The 23,901-nt window shown below is 41.3% G+C and carries 16 protein-coding genes; 7 read left to right on the top strand and 9 right to left on the bottom strand.

Annotated features, from left to right (window positions below):
• The 4 genes from KK060_RS19985 to rhaT all read right to left on the bottom strand — a co-directional run.
• On the bottom strand, nt 1-601 hold a 601-nt coding region (locus KK060_RS19985; RefSeq protein ID WP_254155591.1), incomplete at its 3' end, for an FGGY family carbohydrate kinase.
• A 10-nt stretch (nt 602-611) separates the two neighbouring features.
• Nucleotides 612-1,886, bottom strand: a complete 1,275-nt coding sequence (locus KK060_RS19990) for a sugar isomerase (protein WP_254155592.1) — start codon at nt 1,884-1,886, stop codon at nt 612-614.
• Between the two features lie 26 nt (nt 1,887-1,912).
• Nucleotides 1,913-4,036, bottom strand: a complete 2,124-nt coding sequence (locus tag KK060_RS19995) for a bifunctional aldolase/short-chain dehydrogenase (RefSeq protein WP_254155593.1) — start codon at nt 4,034-4,036, stop codon at nt 1,913-1,915.
• Between the two features lie 23 nt (nt 4,037-4,059).
• Nucleotides 4,060-5,115, bottom strand: coding sequence for an L-rhamnose/proton symporter RhaT (rhaT, locus tag KK060_RS20000; protein WP_254155594.1), 1,056 nt, complete (start codon nt 5,113-5,115; stop codon nt 4,060-4,062).
• A gap of 262 nt (nt 5,116-5,377) precedes the next feature.
• Between rhaT and KK060_RS20005 the strand changes: the two genes are divergently transcribed.
• Both KK060_RS20005 and KK060_RS20010 read left to right on the top strand, forming a co-directional pair.
• The gene (locus KK060_RS20005) at nt 5,378-5,581 is read left to right on the top strand and encodes an L-rhamnose mutarotase (protein WP_367397525.1); all 204 of its coding nucleotides are present in this window, start codon (nt 5,378-5,380) and stop codon (nt 5,579-5,581) included.
• 46 nt (nt 5,582-5,627) lie between these two features.
• The gene (locus KK060_RS20010; protein WP_254155595.1) at nt 5,628-8,534 is read left to right on the top strand and encodes a glycosyl hydrolase; all 2,907 of its coding nucleotides are present in this window, start codon (nt 5,628-5,630) and stop codon (nt 8,532-8,534) included.
• A 34-nt stretch (nt 8,535-8,568) separates the two neighbouring features.
• On the opposite strand, the gene KK060_RS20015 is transcribed toward KK060_RS20010, so the two are convergent.
• From KK060_RS20015 to KK060_RS20035, 5 genes are all read right to left on the bottom strand, one after another.
• Complete coding sequence (locus KK060_RS20015) at nt 8,569-9,126, bottom strand: hypothetical protein (protein ID WP_254155596.1); 558 nt, start codon at nt 9,124-9,126, stop codon at nt 8,569-8,571.
• A gap of 383 nt (nt 9,127-9,509) precedes the next feature.
• A complete protein-coding gene (locus KK060_RS20020) occupies nt 9,510-11,378 on the bottom strand; it encodes a RagB/SusD family nutrient uptake outer membrane protein (protein ID WP_254155597.1) in 1,869 nt (622 codons plus the stop codon).
• A gap of 50 nt (nt 11,379-11,428) precedes the next feature.
• Nucleotides 11,429-14,671, bottom strand: a complete 3,243-nt coding sequence (locus KK060_RS20025; protein ID WP_254155598.1) for a SusC/RagA family TonB-linked outer membrane protein — start codon at nt 14,669-14,671, stop codon at nt 11,429-11,431.
• A gap of 118 nt (nt 14,672-14,789) precedes the next feature.
• Entirely contained in the window at nt 14,790-15,944 is a 1,155-nt protein-coding gene (locus KK060_RS20030; protein ID WP_254155599.1) for a glycoside hydrolase family 88/105 protein, read from the bottom strand.
• Between the two features lie 111 nt (nt 15,945-16,055).
• Nucleotides 16,056-18,920 carry a glycoside hydrolase family 2 protein gene (locus KK060_RS20035; protein WP_254155600.1) on the bottom strand — a complete coding sequence of 955 codons (2,865 nt, stop codon included), beginning with the start codon at nt 18,918-18,920 and terminating at the stop codon, nt 16,056-16,058.
• 212 nt (nt 18,921-19,132) lie between these two features.
• Between KK060_RS20035 and KK060_RS20040 the strand changes: the two genes are divergently transcribed.
• The 5 genes from KK060_RS20040 to KK060_RS20060 all read left to right on the top strand — a co-directional run bounded on the left by KK060_RS20040 (nt 19,133) and on the right by KK060_RS20060 (nt 23,877).
• Entirely contained in the window at nt 19,133-20,143 is a 1,011-nt protein-coding gene (locus KK060_RS20040; protein ID WP_254155601.1) for an SDR family NAD(P)-dependent oxidoreductase, read from the top strand.
• A 131-nt stretch (nt 20,144-20,274) separates the two neighbouring features.
• The gene (locus KK060_RS20045) at nt 20,275-21,081 is read left to right on the top strand and encodes an AraC family transcriptional regulator (RefSeq protein WP_254155602.1); all 807 of its coding nucleotides are present in this window, start codon (nt 20,275-20,277) and stop codon (nt 21,079-21,081) included.
• 413 nt (nt 21,082-21,494) lie between these two features.
• Nucleotides 21,495-22,289, top strand: a complete 795-nt coding sequence (locus KK060_RS20050; RefSeq protein ID WP_254155603.1) for an SDR family NAD(P)-dependent oxidoreductase — start codon at nt 21,495-21,497, stop codon at nt 22,287-22,289.
• 23 nt (nt 22,290-22,312) lie between these two features.
• On the top strand, nt 22,313-23,227 hold the full coding sequence (locus KK060_RS20055) for a helix-turn-helix domain-containing protein (protein WP_254155604.1): 915 nt from the start codon (nt 22,313-22,315) through the stop codon (nt 23,225-23,227).
• 116 nt (nt 23,228-23,343) lie between these two features.
• The gene (locus KK060_RS20060) at nt 23,344-23,877 is read left to right on the top strand and encodes a lipocalin family protein (protein ID WP_254155605.1); all 534 of its coding nucleotides are present in this window, start codon (nt 23,344-23,346) and stop codon (nt 23,875-23,877) included.
• Nucleotides 23,878-23,901: the final 24 nt, after the last annotated feature.

Genomic DNA, 23,901 nt, shown 5'->3' on the forward strand with positions numbered 1-23,901 from the left:
CATCTTCTTTTGTTACCCACTCGTGATATTCATTCTTTCCAAAATCCCAAAGATTGGTATGACAACCAATGCTTGTAATTTCAGACACGGCCTGGTTAGTAAAAACAAAATTGAGAAACTGAGGAAGATGAAGCGCCTTTGCTATCTTTTCAAAGATAGCACGCTTCTGATGTTTTAGACGATAAAGTTGCATACCGGCATTGAGACTACCAAGCACTGGTGAAGCTGTTCTCGCCGAAAAGATCAATTCTCCATTATACGTATCATAAAACTTCTTCTGTAGTTCCTCAGGAAAAGGTTTAAGGTAATTGTATAAAGGGCAGAGCACTTTTCCAACCTCATCAATATAAACAAGGCTGGCGCCATATGCAGTGAAATTAACGGCTACAATTTTATAATATTTATAACGCATAACTTCTTCCATCGCTTCATGCATGAACCGGGTCAGCGCTTTAATATCTTCACACGGAAAACCCTCTTCGTCTGTTGTTTCCGGTAGCCGTTCTGTCTTTTCAAAAATTACTGTGTACGACTCGTCAAGGAGTAGTAACTTTTTATTGGTTTTGCCAATGTCAAAAACTGCAATAACCGGTTTGAACATAATTTTCCTTTTATAACCCTGTTGCTATTTTTACACTACCGCGTTGTCTTATTAGCTCATCACGTACCTTCAATTCACGAAACAGAAGAAGAGGATCGATCGCCGCATGTGCGCGTAACCTTGCTTCCGTCAGTAGCGGACGTGTATCTGTGCGAAACGCGTTTTGTAATACCTCCTGTGCCATAACCACATCATTCTCCTGTTGTGCCGCCTTAAGCTTCTCTTTGTCTACAAGCAATGCCTGTGCGTAGGCAATCTTAATGGCTTCTACTGATTGCAGGAGATCTTCAAGCGGGTCTTTTACATTATGAGAAGCATCGATCATCCAACCCAGATCAGTAGCATGATTCATGTTTCTTTCATCCATACCTTCCACGAGCTCATAAAAAATTAAGAAGAGTTGATAAGGGTTAATAGACCCTACGGTAAGATCGTCATCACCATATTTGGAATCATTGAAATGAAAACCGCCGAGCTTTCCCTCCATGAGTAACAGGGAAACAATTTGTTCAATATTCGCATTGGGAAGGTGATGACCCAAATCAACCAATGTATATGCTTTCTCACCAAGTTTTGAAGCATAGAGTAACGATTGCCCCCAGTCACCCACGGTCATGGAGTAAAAGTTGGGTTCAAATGCTTTGTATTCGATAAACATCTTCCAGTCAGAAGGCAATCTTCTATAAATTTCTTCAAAACTTTCAAGCGTGTTCTGGAATGCTTTTCTGAAATTCAGTTGGCCAGGAAACGAAGAACCGTCTGATAGCCATACGGTGATGGCATTGGAGCCAAGTGCTTTGCCATATTCGATTACTTCAAGGTTGTGTTCAATCGCTTGTTGTCTTACTTTTTTGTCAACGTGGTGAAGCGAGCCAAACTTATAACTCCAAGACTGATCTTTCTGGTCCTGAAATGTATTTGAATTCACCGCATCAAATCTTATCCCAAGTTGTGCTGCAAGTGCTTTGATAGACTGTGTGTTTCTTGGAATATCCCAGGGAATGTGAAGGGATATGGCTCCGCTGGAGCGATTAAGTGCATGAAGTAAACCTATGTCTTCTATTTTCTCTTCCAAGGTTCCTGGTTCTCCTTTTCCTGAAAATCTTCCGAACCTTGTTCCTCCGGTACCCAATGCCCAGCTGGGAATTGCAACCTGGAATTGCATCAGTTTTTCTATAATGTTTTCTGCATTACGAATCTCCTCTGACACCATTTTCAGCTTTCGCTGATGTGCTTTCAGAAGCTTGTCGTTGTGATCATCTATTTTGAAACCGGGAATAAACATAATTTCTTCTTTTAACTATTAAACACTCAGCGAACGAAACCTGCGGCTACACCACCATCAACATTCAGTACATTGCCAGTTGATTTGTTCATCAATCCGGATACGATGACGTAACATGCGTTGGCAATATCTTCAGGAAGGATAATTTCGTTAAGCAACGTGCGCTTAGCGTAGAAGGCAGGCAATTCCTCAACCTTAACACCATACGCTTTAGCCCTTCCTTCTGCCCATGCACCTGCCCAGATCTTGCTATCTGCTATTACTGCATCCGGATTGACTGCATTAACGCGAATCTTATCCTTGCCTAGCTCTGCAGCATTTAAACGACTCAGGTGTAGTTGTGCTGCTTTTGCAGAGCCGTAACCTGCATTGTTAGGACCGGATACCAACGCATTTTTACTGACGATATTGATAACATCTCCTCCCATTGCCTGTTTACGCATGATGTCAACGCAAGCCTGTGTAACGAAGAACTGTCCTTTTACAAGTACGTCATAGAGCAGGTCCCAGTCTTTCTCTGTATGTTCTTCCAAAGGTTTGGAAATGGAAAGACCAGCGTTGTTAACGATAATATCTACGCCTCCAAATGCAATGGATGATGTACGTACCGTTGTTGAAATCTGGTCTCCATTGGTTACATCCATTATCGCACTTGTAAATACATCATTGCCGTATTGCCTGCTGAATTCGCTTTCGGCTTCTTTTAGTCGTTGAGGATCATTATCACTGAGAATTACACAAGCACCTTCATCTGCAAACTTTTTGGCTATTGCTTTTCCTATGCCGCCGGCGCTTCCTGTTACCAATGCTATTCTGCCTGATAAAGCTTTCGGCTTCGGCATTCTTTGAAGTTTAGCTTCTTCCAGAAGCCAGTATTCGATGTTAAATGCTTCCTGCTGAGAAAGGGATGTATATGATGAAATGGCTTCCGCGCCTTTCATCACATTAATAGCATTAATATAGAACTCTGAGGCTACACGTGCTGTTTGTTTATCTTTGGCGAACGTAAATATTCCGATGCCCGGATAGACTATTACTACCGGATTGGCATCGCGTATAGGGGGACTGTCCTGGTGTTTACAAGTATTGTAATACATTTTGTACATCTCTCTGTATGCGCTAAAAGCAGGACGAAGTTTCTCCTTAACCTTTTCGCTATCTGTAAGGTCTTCATCTGGTTTTAGGTCTAAGACTAGGGGCCTGATCTTGGTTCTGAGAAAATGGTCAGGACAACTCGTTCCCATCGGTGCAAGTCTTTCCAGGTCCTTGCTGTTGATAAACTCAAGAACACGATCGTCGTCAGTAAAATGACCGATCATCCTGGTCTCACTTGAGCAAAAGCCTCTCAGTAAGGGAGCAAGGGATGCCGCCTGTTGAGCTCGGTTTTCTTTTGCAGGAGAATTTAATTTAGCTCCTCCAAAAACTTTGCCTCGCTTTCCATAATTCTCTTCTAGAAAGGCAGCACATCTTTCTACTACCTCAAGTGTATTGATATAACTTTCGTAGGCTGTATTTCCCCAGGTAAATAAGCCGTGAGACCCGAGCATGATGCCTCTTACTTCCGGATTCTGTTCTATGCATTCCCGCATTTTAAGACCAAGGTCGAAACCTGGCCTTTGCCATTCTACCCAGCCTACGCTTCCTCCGAATAATTCTTGTGTTATCCTTTTTCCGTCTTTAGCTGCGGCGATAGCAATTGCGGCATCTGGATGTAGATGATCAATATGTTTGTAAGGAAGAAACCCATGCAGCGGAGTATCAATTGATGGTGCTTTTGAATTGAAGTCGTAAATGCAGTGGTTAAAGAGCGCTACCATCTCATCTTCAAATTCAATTCCTCGATAAATGTTTTGCAAGCCCCTGAGTCTGTCAACATACAATGCTGCAAGGCCACTCTTCTTAAGCGTGCCCAGATCGCCTCCCGATCCCTTCACCCACATCACTTCAACTTCTTTTCCATTCAGGGGATCTTTGGAAATAACTTTACAGGAGGTATTGCCCCCTCCATAGTTTGTTAACCGAAGATCGGTACCTAGTAAATTCGATCTGTAAATTAGTAATCCAACCTCATCGCCCTGGAGTGACGCTGCCTTTTTTTCATCCCACAGGTAGCTTACATGTTTGAACTGAGTCACAATTGATGTTGACATATTAGTAATTGTATATTTCTTTATCACTCAAGTGAGTTACCATAACCCACCAAAAATACCGAGATCAGTATCGTTACAATTCCGGCAATTATTGTATACCTGGTTTTTGAAGCAACACCCTTCCATTCTTTTAAATAGATACCCCACAAGTTCGAGATAAGAATAATGAATGCCATATGGAGAATCCACGAGCTGGCACCGTTACCCAGTTTACTTTCTCCCATTCCGTAAAAGAAGAACTGCATAAACCACGTTGTCCCTGCAAGGGCTGAGAAAAAGTAATTGGAAAGCAAAGGTGTTTTGCTGTTTATATAATCACCAAAAGTTTTGTTACGTGCATTCAGTAGAAAACACCAGATAAAGTTAGTAGTGAGCCCACCCCAGAGGAGAACAACATAGGTCACGTTATTTTGAAACAACGGGTTATACCCAAGGGTAACAGCGCTTTCGGCCATGGGTTTGCCGGCTTCAATACCGAAGTTAAAGCATGCACTAAGTATACCTGATACAGTTGCTACGATGAGCCCTTTTACCAGGTTAAATTCCGCAATGCTCCTTCGCTTATATTCTTCAGGTAAGTCTTTTTCTTTCATCATACCTGCACAGCCACAGATGGCAATGCCTGCAAGACAAACGAGAACACCCAGTAAAACCCATCGCCCTCCCGTTGATGACATCATGTCGTTAAAGGATATTTTTCTGCCATCGGGAAAAAGGTTGTAATAAAGCGGGGGGATCAGCGAACCAAAAGCTGCGCAATATCCAAGAATAACGGAGTTACCCAATGACATGCCCAAGTATCTAATACCCAAACCGTATGTAAGTCCGCCTACCCCCCATAGTAAACCCATTACATAAGTTATTGTAATCACAGTAGAGTCTGTTTGTTGTATGATCGCTGCAAATCCAGGTATGGTGATCCACGCTGCAAGCGGAGGAATAACTAACCATGAGAAGATGCCTCCAATAACCCAGTATGTTTCCCATGACCATCCACTTACTCTTTTGAAGGCCATGTAAAAACTACCTGAAGCAAAACCTCCTAAGAAATGGAAGAGTACACCTAGAATAATTCCCATGAATCGTTAGTAATGAAATTTACAGAACAATTTCGGTAACTGCAGGTTTTTGTCTGTCATGTACTGTCATGCTCCGATACCCGTATACTACAGGATAGTAAAACAGGCACCTATTACCATTTTACATCTTCTATTATACATTATTAACGTAGTATGCGTGTTGCATTTAAAATGAAGCTGAAGCCCGAAATGGCGCTAGAATACCGGGGCGCGTCATAATAATATATGGCCGGAGTTAGTCGAGCTAATTAACAATGCAGGAATAACAGATTATTCAATTTTTCTCGATAAGGAAACCAATACCTTGTTTGCCGTACAAGAGGTTAGTGGCAATGCCGGTTCCCAAGATTTAGGCAAGTATGAAATAGTACAGAAATGGTGGAGCTATATGGCTGATCTGATGGAGACCAATGCTGATGCTTCTCCTGTAAGTATTCCGTTAGAGGAGGTTTTTCATATGCATTAGCAGAGGCAACGAGGTAGCTACAGTAATCGTAAAAATTAATCAACGGATGATGCGTGTTTTTGTCTTTCTTCTTTTTCTGTTTATCAGCACTTCTTTTGGTTATGGTCAGGCAAAAGTAGTTGAACCAGGCTGGCCTGAAATACGAAGGGAAACAAAACCATGGACACGGTGGTGGTGGCAGGGAAGCGCTGTTACCAAAGAAGGACTTACCGCAGAATTAGAATCGTTCAGCAAGGCCGGATTAGGTGGTGTTGAAATTACTCCAATTTATGGTGTATGGGCCCACGAAAAAGAGTTTGTTGATTACCTATCTCCTGAATGGATGAAATTATTTCTTCATGTTCTTAAAGAATGCGAACGCCTGAATTTGGGTGTAGATATGGCAACGGGGACTGGCTGGCCCTTTGGTGGCCCTTGGGTTAGGGCTGAAGATGCCTGCAAAAATTTACAGCACAAAGTGTATGAACTAAAAGGAGGATCTTCTTTAAAGGAAAAAATTGAGTTTGTCCAGCAGCCTTATATCCGGGCAATAGGCAATCTTATCTATGAGGTAAATGCTAAAGATAACTTAAGGTTAAAAGACGGGCTAACAGAGTTTAACGGGAAGGCAATTGATATCAAAAACATTAAAGAACCAGTAGAGACAAATGAAAATCTTCAATCTTATGCTTTTGACCAGGTGCAGTTTCAGAAGTCACTTCAATTACAGGTTCTGATCGCGTATAGTGTGAACGGTAAAGTTATTGATCTGACATCTAAAGTAGATAGGTATGGCTATTTGAAATGGCAGGCGCCTGGGGGTGATTGGAAGCTCTACGCAATATTTGAAGGATGGCATGGGAAGATGGTAGAACGTGCAGCACCGGGAGGGGAGGGAAATGTAATTGATCATTTTTCATCAAGGGCTTTGCAACACTACCTCGCCTACTTCGATAAGGCTTTTAAGAATTACAACATTACTACGTTGCGTGCTTTCTTTAACGACTCTTATGAAGTTGATGATGCAAAAGGATCTGCGGATTGGACGCCTACGTTATTTGAGGAGTTTATAAAAAGGCGTGGATATGATCTGCGTCAGCATCTGCCCGCCTTATTCAGTAATGACACGGATGAAAAGAACAAACGTATACTTAGTGACTACAGGCAAACCATTGGTGAGATGCTGCGCGACAACTTCACTAAGCAATGGAAGGCCTGGGCAGCAAAGCATTCAGCAATAATCCGTAATCAGGCACATGGGTCACCAGCCAATATTCTTGACTTGTATGGTATTGTTGATATTCCGGAAATAGAAGGAACAGAACCACTGCGTATGAAGATGGCATCTTCTGCGGGCAACGTACTGGGTAAGCAACTTGTCTCGTCAGAATCAGCCACGTGGCTTAACGAACATTTTGAGTCTGCTCTTCATGATGTTAAAGATGCCGTTGATCTGTTTATGTTGCAGGGTGTGAATCACATATTCTACCATGGCACAGCATACTCACCCCATGGAGAACCGTGGCCTGGATGGCTATTCTACGCGGCAGTGCATCTTAATTCTAGAAATCCCCAATGGAAAGATTTTGGTACCCTTAACGCATACATAGCGCGATGTCAGTCATTTCTTCAGAATACAAAATCAGATAATGAAGTACTATTGTATTACCCTATATATGACCGCTTTGCCGTACGTGGTACTAAAATGCTGGAGCATTTTGACGGTATAGGCAAACAGTTTGAAGGTTCAAGTTTTGAAGAGACAGCAGAAGCACTGTATAAACAAGGCGTTGGTTTTGATTACATCTCGGATCTTCAGATTGCTAATTCAAGTGCTTTAAATGGTCTGATCACAACAGAAGGTAAAAGCAAATTTAAAGTTCTTGTTATCCCTCAATGTGAATTCATGCCGGTATCTACGTTAGAAAAGCTTCGAGATTTGATCAATGCAGGTATTAAAGTTATTTTCATAAACGATCTTCCAAAATCCTTTTCTGGTTATGAACGTTATGATTCATCCGCGAAAGCATTTCAGCAACTTACATCTGATATAAAGAATTCTGTTAAAGAAAAAACTGCAGGTGTCCGCATTGTAAACACTGATCTGCTTGAAGAGGCACTTGGAGTATCGGGCATACAGAGGGAAACAGTAGGTGATCAGCAATTATCATGCATTAGAAAGGTGCAACATGATGGAACAAAAGTATACTTCATCAATAATCCAAATTCTAAAAGTTTTAATGGATGGGTTACACTGCAGACAGGAGGAAAGATAGTAGTGATCTATAATTCGTTGACGGGCGAGTACGGCAAAGCAAAGATCAGGAATGTGAATGATAAGCAATGTGATGTGTATCTTCAGCTTGAAAGCAAGCAAAGTCTGATATTGCAGTTCTATGACAGAGCTGTCGCTGCCGGTGATTATTTCTATCTTGAATCTGGCGAACCGATTACTTTGCAAGGAACGTGGCATCTTAAATTTATATCCGGTGGTCCGGTAATTCCTCCATCGGTAACACAGGAAGGTGTACAGCCATGGACTATGTTAAAAGGAGATGCGTATCAGGATTTTTCAGGAACATGTTCGTACCAGGTGAGCTTTCCCAAACCTCAAATCAATGCAATAAAATACCTGCTTGACCTTGGCACGGTAAAAGAAAGTGCTTCCGTGTTTTTGAATGGCAGTTACCTTAGAACTTTAATTGGCCCTGAGTATAAAGTTCTTATCGACGCATGCCTACTTAAAGACAATAATGTACTTGAGGTACAAGTATCTAATCTTATGGCGAACCGTATTGCGTATATGGATAGAAACAATATCTTCTGGAAGAAGTTCTATAATGTGAATTTCCCGTCGCGCAAGCCAGAGAATAGTTTAAACAACCTCTTCGATGCTTCCCAATGGAAAGTTTATCCTTCCGGGCTAATCGGACCCGTTCAAATATATCCCGTTAAGGAGAAAGCGGTGTATTAAAATAATTACAATTCTATTAAGGTACTTGTCTCGCTTAATTAATTGTTCGTTCTATTCTGTCCATAAAATTATCTTCAATAGTTGCCTTTATCCTTGTATCTGCAGTTAATAAAAGTGCTTTACTAATAGGTAACACGAAATCGGTTCTGTCTTTCTTTATCGCAAAATCAGAAAAAACCGAAGTACCCTCTTTATCATAAATTGTAACTCTTACCTTATTAACGGCAAAGTCTTTCTTGTACACATTTATGTTTATGCTATCGCCCGATTTGCTGTTTGTATTAATTTTTATTTGTTTGATTTCACCTTTACGCATGTAATCTGAGAGCGCTGCGGTGTAAGCATTTGGCATTTTAAGTTTTCGGGCTTTTTGTTGATAATACGCCTTCTTCTGTTCGTCTTTTAATATATGCTTGGCGTAATTGCTTGCACATTTAAACCTGTAGCGGTTGGCCCGTTGTTGTTCGCTTTGCTTTTTAGGTGAAGAAGGTTTAGCGGAGAGTATAGTTCTTTTACCCACCTGTCTGAACATAATGCCTCGAAGAGCGCCTCGCACTCCTTTAATCATGGGATTACCTTGTATTGTAGCCATATTATTTATTTTTAAGGCAAGCTATTGCTATGTTTTGACAAATAGTGTCAAAAATATCTTTTGCAATAAATTTTTGATTTTATTCTCTCGAAGGTGCAAATAGGACACTGCTTATCCTGGTGTGCCTTAACGCTATTCCAGGGCTGTTCTAAGTCTGCTCTAAGTCTTCTCTAAAGCATTCTCCACTCTCTGTGCACTTTCTTTGCACACTTTGTCCAGTCTTAAATGAGCTTTTATGAATTAATGTAGATTGGGAAGGAGTACTTGATTCTCTACGAGTTTAAAGATACAAAAAACGAGGAATACAAGGAAGGGATTAAGGGCCAGGTAAAAAAAGTAAGTTCTCCGCTTATTTTTTGCGGAGAACTTAGGTGTGCGTGGGATTACCACCCTGGGTTTTGTTCCGCCTGTTTTTCTTCGGGGGTCAACGCCCTTCCGTTTCTAAGATTGGTATCCAGGTAAGACTGCGGTATAGGTCTGAGAATATGTTTTTCAGCAATGTTAGGCGCTGCATCCGGATTAAAAGCGCGCACTCGAGTGAGAAGTGTTCTTGTTCTTGAAAGATCTTCCCAGCGGTGAAATTCTCCCATTAACTCACGTGCTCGTTCATTTAAAATGAAGTGAATAAAAAGTTGTTTTTTGTCGCCGCCAATTGTGGTCGGGTAAAGTTCTTTTGCTGCTTCCGGTGTTCCATCGGTAAAAGAAGCTTCGGTTACAACCATGGCACTTTCTGTACTACTTACATCATTTGCAGGAATGTTTTCTGCCAGATAAAGCACAGGATTTCTGACCTCTCCTGATTTATAAGCCGCACGCTGACGAAGTGTGTTAATGAGAGCTAAAGCTTCTGTATAAGAATCCTTCCTTCCGTATGCTTCTGCTGCGATAAGATAAGTTTCTGCAAGTCTTGCCAGGATTCCATCTCGTGTGCCGAGTTCTGAATCAAAATTCTGGCGGAATGGATCGATATATTTAGACAGGGAGAGGTAGCTACTCAAACTCCAATCACTTACTTGTTCATTCTTGTCATTAATTGAATAGCGTGCCAGAATGGCTGGAGCTGAAGTGTTTTTATATGCAGGCGTAAATCGCGTGTCGCCCTTTGAATTTGGCACATAAATAATAGCAGGCTCGCCTATCTGGAATTTCGGTTTCTTAGCAAGCTCAGGGCTAGGAGCATTGGCATCTGTCCATGTAGGAAGCGTAGAGGCATTGTTGGCTAGGTACGTAGTTTTGAAGCTCTTATAAAAACGCGAGTCATTTTTTCTATCAAAGATATCCAATGCATAATCTGTGGGTCTGAGCCGTTGGAATTCTCTTCCGTTTACAAGATCGCGTGTCATACCGGGGAATGTTCTGTAAACAGATAAAAAATATAAGTGCGTTCTGTTTCCAAACCTGCCGAGCAATGCTTGTGTTCCTTCAAATTGCGCTGCAAGGATTATTTCTGTATTCTGTTCATTAGGTCCATTAGGGGCAGTGTAATTAAACAGGTCAGTATAATTGGTTGCCAGCTTCCGGGTTGAATTCTTGATAATTTCTTCTGCATAATAGATGGTACTATCCAGGTCAGTTGCAACTGTGATGTCAGCATTGCGCTCACTTGCTCTTGCCAGGTAGGCCTTTGCAAGAAAATGTTGTGCTGCATATTTCGCAATGCGTCCATTTTGTGCGGGAGCAGGAGGGAGCAAATCGATTGCTCTTCTGAAATCACTGATAATAAGCTTGAAAACGTCTTCTGTAGAAGCCTTGTTAAATTCCGTATCTAATCCTACCGTTGGCTGCAAGCGAATAGGAACACCGCCAAACTGATTAACTAATTTAAGGTAGTTGAACGCTCTGATAAAGTACAGTTCGCCCAACCTGGTATTCCTTAAATCGCCCGATAGTACTTGTGGTATATCGCGGATGCCTGTATTGCATAAGTTAATCTGCGAATACATGTTATTCCAGAACGGACCAAGAATATTATTTTCAGCAGGGTCTAGCGTTGCCACGTACGAGTTCCACATCACACGGTCAAGCCCGCCGCCGTTGGTAAATTCATCCGTTCCGTAATTTGTTATTGCATAAGACCATTCATTGTTAAAGTGAAATCGTAAACCTTCATAAGCTCCATTTACCAATGCCTCTATACCATCAGGTGTTTTGTAGTAGTCTTGCGTGAGTGTTGCAACCAGTTCTTCTTCAAGAAAGTTTGAACAGGAGTAGAACCCGGTGCAAAGAGCGAATATTAATATTATCTTTTTCATAATTCAGCTTTTAGATTTTGTGCTACCAAGAGTTGTTAAAGTTTACAAACTTAGAATGTAGCATTAAGACCAAATACAAGGCTTCTCGAAGAAATTGCCGAGCCACTGGTGTTTGTTGATCCGCTGGTGTTGGGTTGGATATTTTGAAAGTTAACATCCGGATCAAAGAAGTCGACCTTTGCGTAAAGAAATGGATTGAGCACCTGTGTATAGATTCTTAAGTTGCTCATACCTGCTCGGCTTGCAATTGCATCGGGGAAACGATAGCCTAGGGTGATGTATCTTACCTTAATGAAAGATCCATCTATATAATTCATTGCCGTATAATGCACGGGTTGTCCTCCGTTGAGGAAATCAGCCCGGGGATATGCATTGGTTGGATTGGTCGGGGTCCAATAATCTACTTTTCTCGAGGCATATCTGCCTTGCATATCAACGGCACCACCCTCCATCATTTGTCCCCAGCGTGAGTATATAAAGAAGGACAAGTCAATATTTTTGTAGGAGAAAGTATTGGTAATACCACCGTTCCATTTTGGATTTGATGTTCCCAGGATCTGTCTGTCGTTATTTTGATCTATCCTGTAATCGTTATTAACATCTTCAACACGTATGTCACCAGCTGCATATTTTGCACCGTTGTCATTGAATTTCTTCATCTCTTCGGCATCAGCAGCCTGCCAGATGCCGATCTTTTTATAATCATAATATACCTGAAGTGGTTGTCCGATAAACCATGCTTTGTTTATATCACTTACGCCATTGCCATACAGTTCAACAATCTTTCCTCTGTTTCTTGAAAAGATAATATCGGTAGTCCATCTAAAGCCTCCATGATCGATATTGATAGAACTAAGCATAAGATCGATGCCTCTGTTTTCCGTTTCGCCGATATTTACAGTTATGTTGGAATACCCTGTAACAGAATTTGGCGTTCTGTTCAGAATCATATCGTAAGTGTTTGCGATGTAATAATCCAACGAGCCTGTGATACGGTTGTTCACAAATCCAAAATCGACACCGAAGTTCCATTGGCTCGTTTTTTCCCAGCCCAGCTGTGGATTTGGTATTGAACCCTGTTCATTTGCAGCTCCTTTTGGATTTGATGGGACAAACCCAATAGCGGGAGTTGAACCAAAAACGTATGGAAGCTGAACCAGGCCACCTGCCGTGCTGTAAGGATCAACTGATTGGTTGCCTACAGTGCCAAGTCCTATTCTTGGTTTCAGTTCTGAAATCCATCGGATTCCACTCATGAAAGGCTCTTCATTTATTTTCCATGCTATTGCCATGGATGGAAAGAAATCCCACTTGTTGCCAGGTGCCAGCACTGAAGCTCCATCATAACGTCCTGCTGCTGTGAGTAAGTAACGATCTTTAAAGGCGTAATTAACACGCGCCATGTATGACATCAGGTTTCTCTTTGAAAAACCCGAACCCCAGTCATTTAATGAACCGGTAGAGGTAGACTTTAAGTTATACCATAACTGGCTGTTATAAGGAACGGCGGTGGCTGTCATATCGGAGCTTTCGGTTCTATAGAGAGAAGAACTCTGAAGTAAGGTTATACCAATATGATGATCAGTTGCAAAAGTCTTATCGTAGAACAAGAGGTTTTCTAACGTCCATGATATTTGCTGGTTTTGCTGATAACGTGCGTAGGTAGTTGATGAAGAACTTCCGCCACCTCTCAACGCTGATTCTTTATACTGAAATTCGCCATTCCTATAGTTTCTGAAATCTGGTCCGAAGTTTACACGAAACTTTAGGCCTTCCGTTATTTTTGCTTCCCCGTAAAAGCTTCCCATCAATCTTAAGGTTCGCCTTTCGTTGATAACATAATCATCTTCCCGGATAGGGTTGATAATGCCTACGTCCCCTCCTGGATTAAAAATGTAATTTCCAGCAGGATCATAGGGCACTGCAAATGGCAGCATACCCTTGGCAGCTTCATAAATCGTACGCGAGCCTCTTGTGCCTGAGCCTGCATATCCAAAGTTTTGAATGCCATAGCTTGCCATCATCGAACCTCCCATGGAGAGCCACTTAAGCGGAGTGAAGTCAAGATTTAACCTTGATGAATAGCGCTTGTAGTCCTGGCCGTTACTTGTTCCCTTTTGATCGAGATATCCGGCAGAAAAGAATGTCTTAAGCTTCTCGGTACCCATGCTTACGCTTACGTTGTGATCTTGTGTTATACCGGTACGTTCAACATAGTCTGTCCAGTTGGTTGTAGGAACTCTACTTGCATCATATACCGGAACTTCAGCTACACCCCAAAGCGCCTGCTCTTCCGGTGTTGTTGGTCGCATTGCAGGAACGAGGTTGTCTTTGTCTAACCATGTATATCCTGCGGCGACGGACTCCCATGCATAAGGATCTACACCAAGAATGCGCTTGTCGTCAGCCGGATTAGGAAAAGGCGTAGGATAACGCGCGGTATTATTTGAAGGCATGGCGCGATATGCGTTTCTTCTGTACTCAGCATACTCGCCTGCATTAAACATCTCCATTCTGTCGTTGATCTTTTCGAAGTATACGGAGCCTGTATAATTCACCTGCGCCTTGCCATCTTTCCCTTTTTTTGTTGTGATAAGTATAACTCCGTTTGCAGCACGTGAACCATAAATTGCAGATGCAGATGCGTCTTTCAGTACTTCAATTGATTCTATGTCGTTAGGGTTAAAGGCTTCAATACCTCCGGACTGTAATGGAATTCCATCAACGACATAGAGCGGATCGTTTCCTGCTGAGAGCGATCTTGTTCCTCTGATTCTGATCGTACCAATTTCACCAGGTCTTGCGTTGGATGTTACATCCAGTCCTGCAGCACGGCCTTGTAATGCCTGCAGCGTATTTTGAACTGGTAATGCCGTAATTTTATCCGAGGACATTTTTACAACGGCACCAGTAACATCACTCTTTTTAACGGCTCCATATCCTACAATAACAATCTCAGATAACTCCGCGACATTCAGTTGCATGGATACGTCAATCCGCGTCTGCCCATTCAAGGGCACTTCTTCTGTTATGTAACCAATAAAGCTGAAAACAAGGACTGCATCGGCAGGAATATCGCCCAAGCGATAGTCTCCATTGGCATCTGAAACTATGCCCTGTGAAGTACCTTTTATAACAATACTTACGCCTGGCAATGCCTGGTTATCCATCTGGCTGGTGACCTTGCCAGACACCTGGTTTTGTGCCTTGGCAAAGCCCAGGCAAAACATGTGCAGTGTAAAAAGAAGAAACAGTTTTCTGATCACACTCCTGGTACGTATAGGTTTAAGCATATTCTGTGAGTTAATTTGTATTGGAACTGTAGACGGAATTTACCCTCATTATCAGCCAAGGGCATCCTGTACTATCCAGTTTGCAATTGTGGTATCGGCTCACTAGTGCTTTTTAACCTTACTTGCCTTGCATCCTGATTACTTCAGTGCCAGCAAGAAGAAAACATCCCGTGCCATAGTCTTCGAAATTTGGAACAGAGTCGTAAGTAACAGGTTGTCCATCTTTAGGTTCTTTTCCGGTGCCTTGAACATAACCAAGAAAACCATTATCATGTATGGCGTCGTTTACCAACGCATTCCATGCCAGGGTTGCTGCTGATTTATATTTCTTTGCTTTCAAGTACCCGTTGTTGATTCCCCAGGCCAGCCCATAGACAAAAAGTGATGTTCCCGTTGTTTCTTTACCGCCATAGTTTTTAGCGTCGTGAAGACTAACATTCCAGAATCCGTCTTTGCGTTGCACCTTGAGCAGTGCATCAGCCATAACCATAAGGTCATCTTCATATTGTTTACGATGAGGTGCATCTTTCGGGAGGATGTCAAGCACTCTCACCAAAGCAGCGAGGACCCAGCCATTTCCCCTCGCCCAATAGCAATCTTCTCCATTTGGTTCTTTGTAAGGAGGATCGAAGTCTTTATCACGCCACCATAGATTGTCTTGTGAATTAAACAAACCCTTGTCGCCGTGGTTATTCCTTGTATACATATACATCTTATGCATTCTCTCCCAGTAGGAGGGGTCGTTGTAAATAACTCCCAGCTGCGCAAATACAGGCATAGCCATTTGTATGGCATCAATCCAATTCCAGTCGTCAATTTTAGGGGTACGCATCATGCTATCAATAGAAGCTTTGATCTTCTCAATCTTGTAAGGCTGTGGATCCAACAAGTATAGTTCAATATAGGTTTGCCCTGCACATTGGTTGTCTGCATTTCGCGTATAAGTTTCTCCGTCTCGTAAATCCCATTTATGAAAATCAGCCCAGCGAACGGCGTAATCAAGATATTCGGACCTCTTGTCTAATTTGTACAAAGCCATTAGTCCTTCGTAGTAAACACCGCGTGTCCAGATGTTGCTCGCCCGTGATCTTTCATGTACAATGCGCTTTCCTACATCAGGCCACTTATCCATAAAGTATTTATTAGCGATGGTCATGGCGTGCATCGATTTTTCTTTAGAAACGAGTTTTTTTTGTGCGCGTAGTGTTGGAGTGAATTGTATGCAGAATATGATTGCCAGTATGAAACGAGATAAGTTTGTTTTTAAAGCCATGGTATTTCGGTTAATGGAGAACAAATTAATTGTATTCCGCTAATTAACTTTCACGTACTATCCGGCATGGAAGAGTTACGGTTCTATTTTTACAGCAGTTGCTTGTACATCTTAATCTGTTAAAATGTTTATGGAAGGCATAACGAACTGCCTGTTCTCGCCGGAGGTTTTTGGTGTTCCGAAATAAAAATAAAGCGTACGCTTAATGTTTGAGTGAACGTGGTTAGGTTCACTGGCAGGGCCAAGAGAACTTGTATTTGTATTTATATTTAACGCGAGTTTGGTACCAATAGGAGGGATATTATCAAGAAAAGAGATATCGCCATGAGGAAGTTCAGGATGAGGTTGCTTTCCCGAGAGCGCATAGAAATTAAAGAGTCGTAGAAAGAGATTATCTCCCTTGGTTGCTACTGTAAATTTACCTTCTACCGTATTGAATTCTACCCATGATATATCTGCGTAGTAGCCTTTAAACTCAGGATATATCCATGGGCCGCTGCCGGTATGGGCATTATTGTTCATCTTTTGCCATACGTTGTAAGTTGTGCCTTGCATCCGGTTCTTCCAAACCCTGTATGGACCTTTGCCAAGGTATTTAATACCCAGCATAAAATTCTCAGGGTAACTGAAGGTAACACCTGTAAAAGGAAAGGAACCGTTGAGTTGATATTCGTATTCCATTTCAAGCCAGCCCGAGGGTTGCATTCGCCATAAGATGTACTTCAAATCTCCTTCGTATGAAACTTTAACACAATAGGTTGTATCATCCTTATAGTGTGTTAATGATTTGAATCGACTTTTTCCCTGAACCAATGAGGGACCATTTTTAAAAGAAAGCTTTGTGCTGAAATCATTGGTTAAATGTGTCAACAAGCCATTCTTTTTGCTAATGCTCACTGTGATGCCACTTGCTTTCATAGAAACGGTAGTGTCTGTCTCTGTTGCTTCTACTTTGCTAACAGCATCGTAAGTGAGAATGGTTGAAATAAGTTTTTCATTGGGCTTGATTTTCCAAGTCCAGGTATAAATTTCAGAACCAGATTGATCGTATGCGGAAAGCATTAAAGCATCGTAGTTCTTCCATTCAGGAGGAAGTGGTAATTTGAGTTTACCGCTGTCTAAAGGCTTTATTGAAGGTGCACTAACAATGCCGTTTTGAAGCGTATCGTAGCCGGAAAGAAATTCGACTGACTTTCGAAAGTTTATTAAAGACCAATTAAACGTGCATTGATTTAGGTTGGTAAAGTGGTACCTGTTCTCTAATATAATCTCACCATTGAAGGTGTCTGAAATTTTATTCATTTTGATTTTAACCGGAGCGTAAATTTCTCTAATTGAATAGAAGCTTCCTTCTTTCTCCCGGTGTGGCCCAAGTAGACCATCAGGTGCATTAACACCATTCACATCAATTGCTCCATCGAAATCGGTACGTACAACGCCTTCATCTACAAGTGCCCATAAAAAGCCTCCTGCACCTTTCTTCTCTTTCCAATGCAATTCCCAGAAATCAGAAAGCGCTGCGGCGCCCCCTCCATCGTCCTGCGCATGTAGAAATTCTGTCGGCATGTAGATCAATGAATCAGCAAGTATCTTTTTTGTGCTGTAGTAATCTTCATAATGATTGCAATCTATGCCATTAAAATGATTGCCAGGTCGATGGTGCGCGTGAATTACTGGTCTGTTAGACAAGTCATACTTCGCGTAATCATCGTCCAGGTCTTTGTTGTGTCCTCCTTCATTGCCATTGCTCCAGAAAATAATGGAAGGATGGTTTACGTCTCGCTTTACCATTTCTTTTACCAATCTTTCTCCTGTTTCTGTGCTATAGGCTTTTTGCCATCCTGCCAATTCGTTGAGAACATATAATCCTAAAGAATCACAGATTTGTAGAAAGGCCTTATCAGGAGGGTAATGAGAGCACCGTACCGCATTCATGTTCATCTCTTTGATGAGCTTAGCATCCATGAGGTCAATGTCGCTGTTCACACAGCGACCCGTTTCTGGCCACCATACGTGGCGGTTAACGCCTTTCATTTTTATTTTTGTTCCATTGAGATACACGCCATCACCTTTTCTTATTTCGATCGTTCTGAAACCAAATTTTTCTGTTGTTTGGTGCAGAATCTTAGATCCCTTTTTAAGCGCAATTTTTGCTGTGTACAGATGCGGGGTCTCGGCCGTCCAAAGCAACGGATGCATTATCTGCCCGTTTACTTTTGCAACTGTGTCAGTCTTTGATGCGGACTGTAGGGTTGAAATTGTTTTTCCGTTGTTATCCACGATGTCAACAACAAGCTGACGTTGTGAAGACGTGTTCTTCAGGGATGCATTCATGGAAAATGTACCATCTGCCTTTGCATCAATAGCACACCACACAATATGTTCTTTGGGATGAGCTTCAAGATATACAGGCCGGAATATGCCACCAAAGATCCAATAATCAGCAAGTCTTTCGGCGTTGTTAACCGAACCATCAGATGACATCTTGCTTACAGTTACTTCAAGTAAATTCGGTTCAGAGAAGTTAAGCTTGTTTGTGATATCATAAGAAAATCTGTAGAAGGACCCGCGATGGATATCACCCGCAACTTTGCCATTGATCTTCACTTCAGTGTCAGTCATTGATCCTTCAAATACAATGTTGATGGTTTTGTTTTTCCAATGCTTCGGAATAGTAAAGTTGTATCGGTAAAGCCCCTTCTCTTCTTCAAAGCGGAAGTTCTTACCATACGTAACATAATCGCGACCGTAGTTATAACCACCAAAGCCTTGCTGCTCCCAATGTGATGGAACTTCTATTGTTGTCCAATAGCCACTCTTACGCCCACCTGTACACCAGAAGTCCCACGTTACCGTATGGCTGTTGTCTGTTCCTGAAAGATATTTGATTTCTGTTTGGTAGGACTTCTTTTGCGAGTATGCCGGAATGCCTGCCGTAATTACTACTACCGATATGAACGTGAATCTTAAAAGCATACAAACGAACAAGGTTAAACACAGTAAGGAAAATTAATGACCGCGTTTTTATTCTGTGTCATGTACTATCATGAGGCGAGGAGAAAGCTGCTTTAAGTGTTGTAGATATATCAGTTAAGGTAATGACCTTTTAAACAAAGTAAAGTTGGTCTTTTAAACAAAGCCAAAGGTTTCGAGGTCCCATACCTTTGTTCTATAACAAAGAAAACATTATGAAAACAGTATTGGAAGTCAATAATTACAATGGCGCACTACAAAAACCACTAGGATCAGGATTTAATGGGAAGTCCACCGCTACTGAAGTAATCAAAGGTATTGACCTTAGCGGAAAAATAGCCATTGTTACAGGAGGAAATACAGGCATCGGTCTTGAAACTACCAAGGTTCTCGCAGCAGCAGGAGCAACTGTAATCGTTCCTGCCCGCGATACAGAGAAGGCAAAGCAAAATTTGGCGGGCATCAATAATGTAGAGCTGGAGGAAATGGATTTAATAGACCCAAAATCTATCGATGCATTTGCTTCAAAGTTTATTAAGTCCGGCAGGCCGCTTCATCTGCTTATCAACAATGCCGGTATTATGTGGGTGCCTCTCCGAAGAGATAGTCGTGGTGTCGAGTCACAACTTGCTACAAATTATCTGGGGCAATTTCAACTGGTGACAAGGTTATGGCCTGCACTAAAAATGGCGAATGGCGCGAGGGTTATTAACGTATCCTCTCAAGGTCATCAGTTTTCATCTTTTGATTTTGATGATCCTAATTTTCGTCATAGGGAATATGAAACGCTTAAAGCCTACGGACAGTCGAAGACAGCAAGCAATCTTTTTACCGTTGAACTTGATATTCGCAGCAGAGCATTTAACGTAAGAGCTTATTCTTTACATCCTGGCTCAATCTATGGGACTGAACTAGGCAGGGAAGCATCACCTGAACTATTCAAAAAAATGGGCTTCATTAATGAAGATGGTAATATCCCACCGGAGATAATGGTATCATTGAAAACGATCCCTCAGGGAGCAGCAACAACTGTTTGGTGTGCCACTACGCCAATGCTTAACAATATTGGTGGTGTATATTGTGAAGATACAGATATTGCTACGCTGGCTACAGGCGCACCAGGACTTGGTGATGGAGTAATGCCTTATTCCTTGAATAAAGAAAACGCAAAACGCCTATGGACATTGAGTGAAGAAATGACAGGCCTTCAATTTCTTGTTGGGTAATGTTTCAGTATCTAGAATTATTTCTTAGCAGTGTCCCAAACTGAAAGACTTGTATTGAAGGATGGAGCAAACTGCTTTGATTCTGAAATTGTTATTTTTGATTAAAGATTCCGTAGTTCAAAAATAAAAGTATGGAGCACATCTCGAAGTATCTAACTCCCGAAATAAAATTATCCTGTTATGAGGATAAGTTCTTTAAATCGGAGGTAGTCTTTGATCAGCACATGTTAATCTGGTTTATTTCGGGAGAAACTAAGATTGTACAAGCGGACGCAACCCATACGTTTAGAAAAGGAGATATCTTTTTAATTCCAAGAAACAAGCCTGCTACTGTTATCAACTATCCAAAAGATGGTTTACCCCATAAAACGGTTGTGATGCTCTTGACTACAGAAATTCTGAGAGACTTTTATAGTCGTGTAGACGTTAAAGCAAAGATAACACCGGTGCCAGGCATTCGCAGCTTTAACAACCACCCATTGTTGGAAAGCTGCCTTGCTTCACTGATACCTTATTTTGATGTTAAAGAGCCTTTTCCGGAAGGTCTGGCATTACTGAAGATTACAGAAGCGATCAGTATTCTGAGAACAATTGACCCTGGCATTGATGGTGTACTTGCTAACTTTGACGATCCGCATAAAGTAGAGCTAGTCAGTTTTATGGAAAAGAACTACATGTTCAATATGCCGATGGAGAAGTTTGGCTATCTGACAGGTCGGAGCCTTACAACCTTTAAAAGAGATTTTAAAAAAGCATTTAATACTACTCCGCAGAAGTGGCTCACGCAAAAACGATTGGAGTTAGCCCATTACGAACTCGCCGAGAAAAAGCGTAAACCAGTTGAAGTATGTTATGAAGCTGGTTTTGAAAACCTTTCACACTTTTCTTATGCTTTTAAAAAACATTTCGGTTATGCTCCTACAAGCCTTGTTGGTTGAGGTTTAAAGATTAAAATACAATCTTTATAAACTTTATCTTGGTATCCATGCCTTATCCTGATGCTTCTTTTTGTGAAAGAAGGATGGGATTTTTTTTCATCCTGATCTGCTTAAAACTTACGAACTCGGTCATAAAATTTGAACACCCATACACTTTACAAAGATTTTTAAATTAAAAACGGGAAGTCACACCCAGGGAGTTCACAAACTTAAACTAGCTATTGCGTTAAGAATACTCTCAACTATAACCAGTATAACGTTACAGCCTTATTATTTTCCACGAATGAATGTAATATTGAATTAAATAATATAAGTGTATTCACGAATCAGACGTTTAGATACAACAATCCGACCTTTGAAAACTTTTTAATTCACGCTCTGTACGAATTTTGTGTTAATAAAATAAAGAGAATATGAATGTAACATTAATTACAGGTGCCTCTGGTGGGATTGGTGAAGCCCTTGCTACTAAATTTGCAGAAAGAAAACACAATCTATTACTGATAGCACGAAGCGCTGATAAATTGGAAAAACAATGTGTGCAGCTTGAAACAAGCTTTGGCATTAAGGCGCAATACATTGCAGTAGACTTAAATGAAACAGGTGCAGCAAACTTGGTTTTTGAAGAATGTCAAAAAAGAAAACTTTATGTAAGGGTGCTGGTGAATAACGCCGGTGTTGGTTCCAGTGGTGAGTTCTTTAAGAATGATCTGGAGTCGGAACTGAAAATAATTCAGCTTAATAATGTTGCACTTGTATCTCTTTGTAGACTGTTTCTACCTGGAATGATACAAAGAGGAAACGGAAGTATAATTAACGTTGCCTCAGTAGCGGCGTTCTTTCCCAGCCCTTATATGACCGTATATTCTGCATCTAAATTCTTTGTGCGTTCTTTTACCCAAGCGCTTACAGAAGAATGTCGGCCTTATGGCGTTCATGTATTATTGGTTAGTCCTGGTCTGACAGAAACGAACTTTATGGAGACGCCAGCGAACGCCAACCAATGGGGTAAGGTGCTGGTTGAAGGGGCGAATATGCAGACATCGGAGCAAGTTGCAGAAGAAACGATCAGAGCCTGGGAAAAAGGGAAGACGTTTCATGTTGCAGGTCGTTTAAACCGGATAGGGACAAAAGTTGGGGCATTAATGCCTTATGCTACCATTGCAAAACTTTTTGCTCAGCATAAAAGAAAGAAAATGAATTTGTAATTTGAGCAACGCGCCAAGCAGTTATGGAAAAAGACAATATACAAACGATCAGGATAGAAACAGTTGCTCAAAGTCATCAGATATTAGGACTTGAGAAGCCGAAGCACCCTCTTTTTAGTATTCTTCGTTTCGAGGATATGAAACAGGTTACTAATCCTGGTCGTGTACGTCTGATTTTCGGTTTCTACCAGATTGTATTAAAGAAGGAATGCCCGGGAAAACTTAGATACGGACAAACACCATACGATTTTGATGAAGGTGTGATGTCTTTTTTTGCCCCAAGGCAAGTTAACATTTTGGAAGCTGGAGATGTGTTGCCTAAATCAGGTTGGCTATTAAATATTCATCCTGATTTTCTGAGAACATCTACTTTAAGTAATAAGATAAAAGATTATGGATTTTTTGAATATGCTGTTAGTGAAGCACTAATATTATCCGAGGAAGAAGAAAGATCAATTGAACTTATCTTCAAGCAAATTGACCGAGAATACCATTTACCAATTGATAACTTTAGCCAGGACGTAATCATTTCCAATGTTGAATTACTCTTAACATACTGTAATCGCTATTATAACAGACAATTCATTACGCGAAAGCCCGATAACAGCAAGTTGTTAAATAAGTTAGAGATAGTTTTAAATAGGTATTTTGAAACTGGTGGCGAACACGGTTTGCCTACCGTAGGTTTTCTAGCGTCCCAAATGAACTTATCGCCTAAATACCTCAGCGATTGCATTAAACAGCTTACAGGACAAACAGCTCAGCAGTTTATACATGACAGACTAATTGAGCGCGCCAAAGAAATTTTATCAACCACAGAATTGTCAGTAAGTGAGATTGCGTATCAACTGGGTTTTGAATACCCACAATCCTTTAGTAAGCTATTCAGAAGTAAGACTAGTTACACTCCGCTGGAATACAGGCAGTCGTTTAATTGAGGAGCAATGTATATGCCGTATAGGCAGACTCCTTTTATCCTAATCCTTTATATAATCTGGATGTTCAAAAGGCATGAAGTTTTATTGCTAAATATATTAACCGTAGCAAATACAATATGTTGAATGGACGTTTAGTGATGCTCGCAGTAATATGTTTTTTTGTTTTAGGCTCGTGTGGCAACACTATTCCTGAGGGCGCCAGCGCTGTCAGTCCTTTTGATGTAAAACGTTATGTCGGCAAATGGTACGAGATTGCACGCCTTGATTTTAAACAGGAAAGAGGACTAAACAATACAACTGCTGACTACTCACTCAATGAAGATGGAACTATAACGGTTCTAAACCGGGGTTATAATAAAACCAAAGGTGAGTGGAAAGAAGCAACAGGAAAGGCAAAGTTTGTCGATGGCCAAAATGAAGCACGGCTTAAAGTTTCTTTTTTCGGACCATTTTATTCAGGGTATAATGTTATCGCCATAGATCCCGAATATCAGTATGCCTTGGTTGCAGGCGAAAGTCTTAAATATCTGTGGTTGCTCTCTCGTAAAACTACTATGCCTGAAAAGGTAAAACAGGAGTATCTTAAGAAGGCGAAATCACTTGGCTACAATACCGAGGAGCTTGTATGGGTTGAGCATGATAAGAATTAATTTGCTCGTTGCGCGAAGTCGGAA

Source organism: Chryseosolibacter indicum, from assembly GCF_018598585.1.
Taxonomy (GTDB): domain Bacteria; phylum Bacteroidota; class Bacteroidia; order Cytophagales; family Cyclobacteriaceae; genus Chryseosolibacter; species Chryseosolibacter indicus.

Coding starts and splice junctions, on each gene's coding strand:
- KK060_RS19990 (WP_254155592.1), bottom strand. CDS start 1,886: ATGTTTATTCCCGGTTTCAAAATAGATGATCACAACGACAAGCTTCTG.
- KK060_RS19995 (WP_254155593.1), bottom strand. CDS start 4,036: ATGTCAACATCAATTGTGACTCAGTTCAAACATGTAAGCTACCTGTGG.
- rhaT (WP_254155594.1), bottom strand. CDS start 5,115: ATGGGAATTATTCTAGGTGTACTCTTCCATTTCTTAGGAGGTTTTGCT.
- KK060_RS20010 (WP_254155595.1), top strand. CDS start 5,628: ATGATGCGTGTTTTTGTCTTTCTTCTTTTTCTGTTTATCAGCACTTCT.
- KK060_RS20015 (WP_254155596.1), bottom strand. CDS start 9,126: ATGGCTACAATACAAGGTAATCCCATGATTAAAGGAGTGCGAGGCGCT.
- KK060_RS20020 (WP_254155597.1), bottom strand. CDS start 11,378: ATGAAAAAGATAATATTAATATTCGCTCTTTGCACCGGGTTCTACTCC.
- KK060_RS20025 (WP_254155598.1), bottom strand. CDS start 14,671: ATGCTTAAACCTATACGTACCAGGAGTGTGATCAGAAAACTGTTTCTT.
- KK060_RS20030 (WP_254155599.1), bottom strand. CDS start 15,944: ATGGCTTTAAAAACAAACTTATCTCGTTTCATACTGGCAATCATATTC.
- KK060_RS20035 (WP_254155600.1), bottom strand. CDS start 18,920: ATGCTTTTAAGATTCACGTTCATATCGGTAGTAGTAATTACGGCAGGC.
- KK060_RS20040 (WP_254155601.1), top strand. CDS start 19,133: ATGAAAACAGTATTGGAAGTCAATAATTACAATGGCGCACTACAAAAA.
- KK060_RS20045 (WP_254155602.1), top strand. CDS start 20,275: ATGGAGCACATCTCGAAGTATCTAACTCCCGAAATAAAATTATCCTGT.
- KK060_RS20050 (WP_254155603.1), top strand. CDS start 21,495: ATGAATGTAACATTAATTACAGGTGCCTCTGGTGGGATTGGTGAAGCC.
- KK060_RS20055 (WP_254155604.1), top strand. CDS start 22,313: ATGGAAAAAGACAATATACAAACGATCAGGATAGAAACAGTTGCTCAA.
- KK060_RS20060 (WP_254155605.1), top strand. CDS start 23,344: ATGTTGAATGGACGTTTAGTGATGCTCGCAGTAATATGTTTTTTTGTT.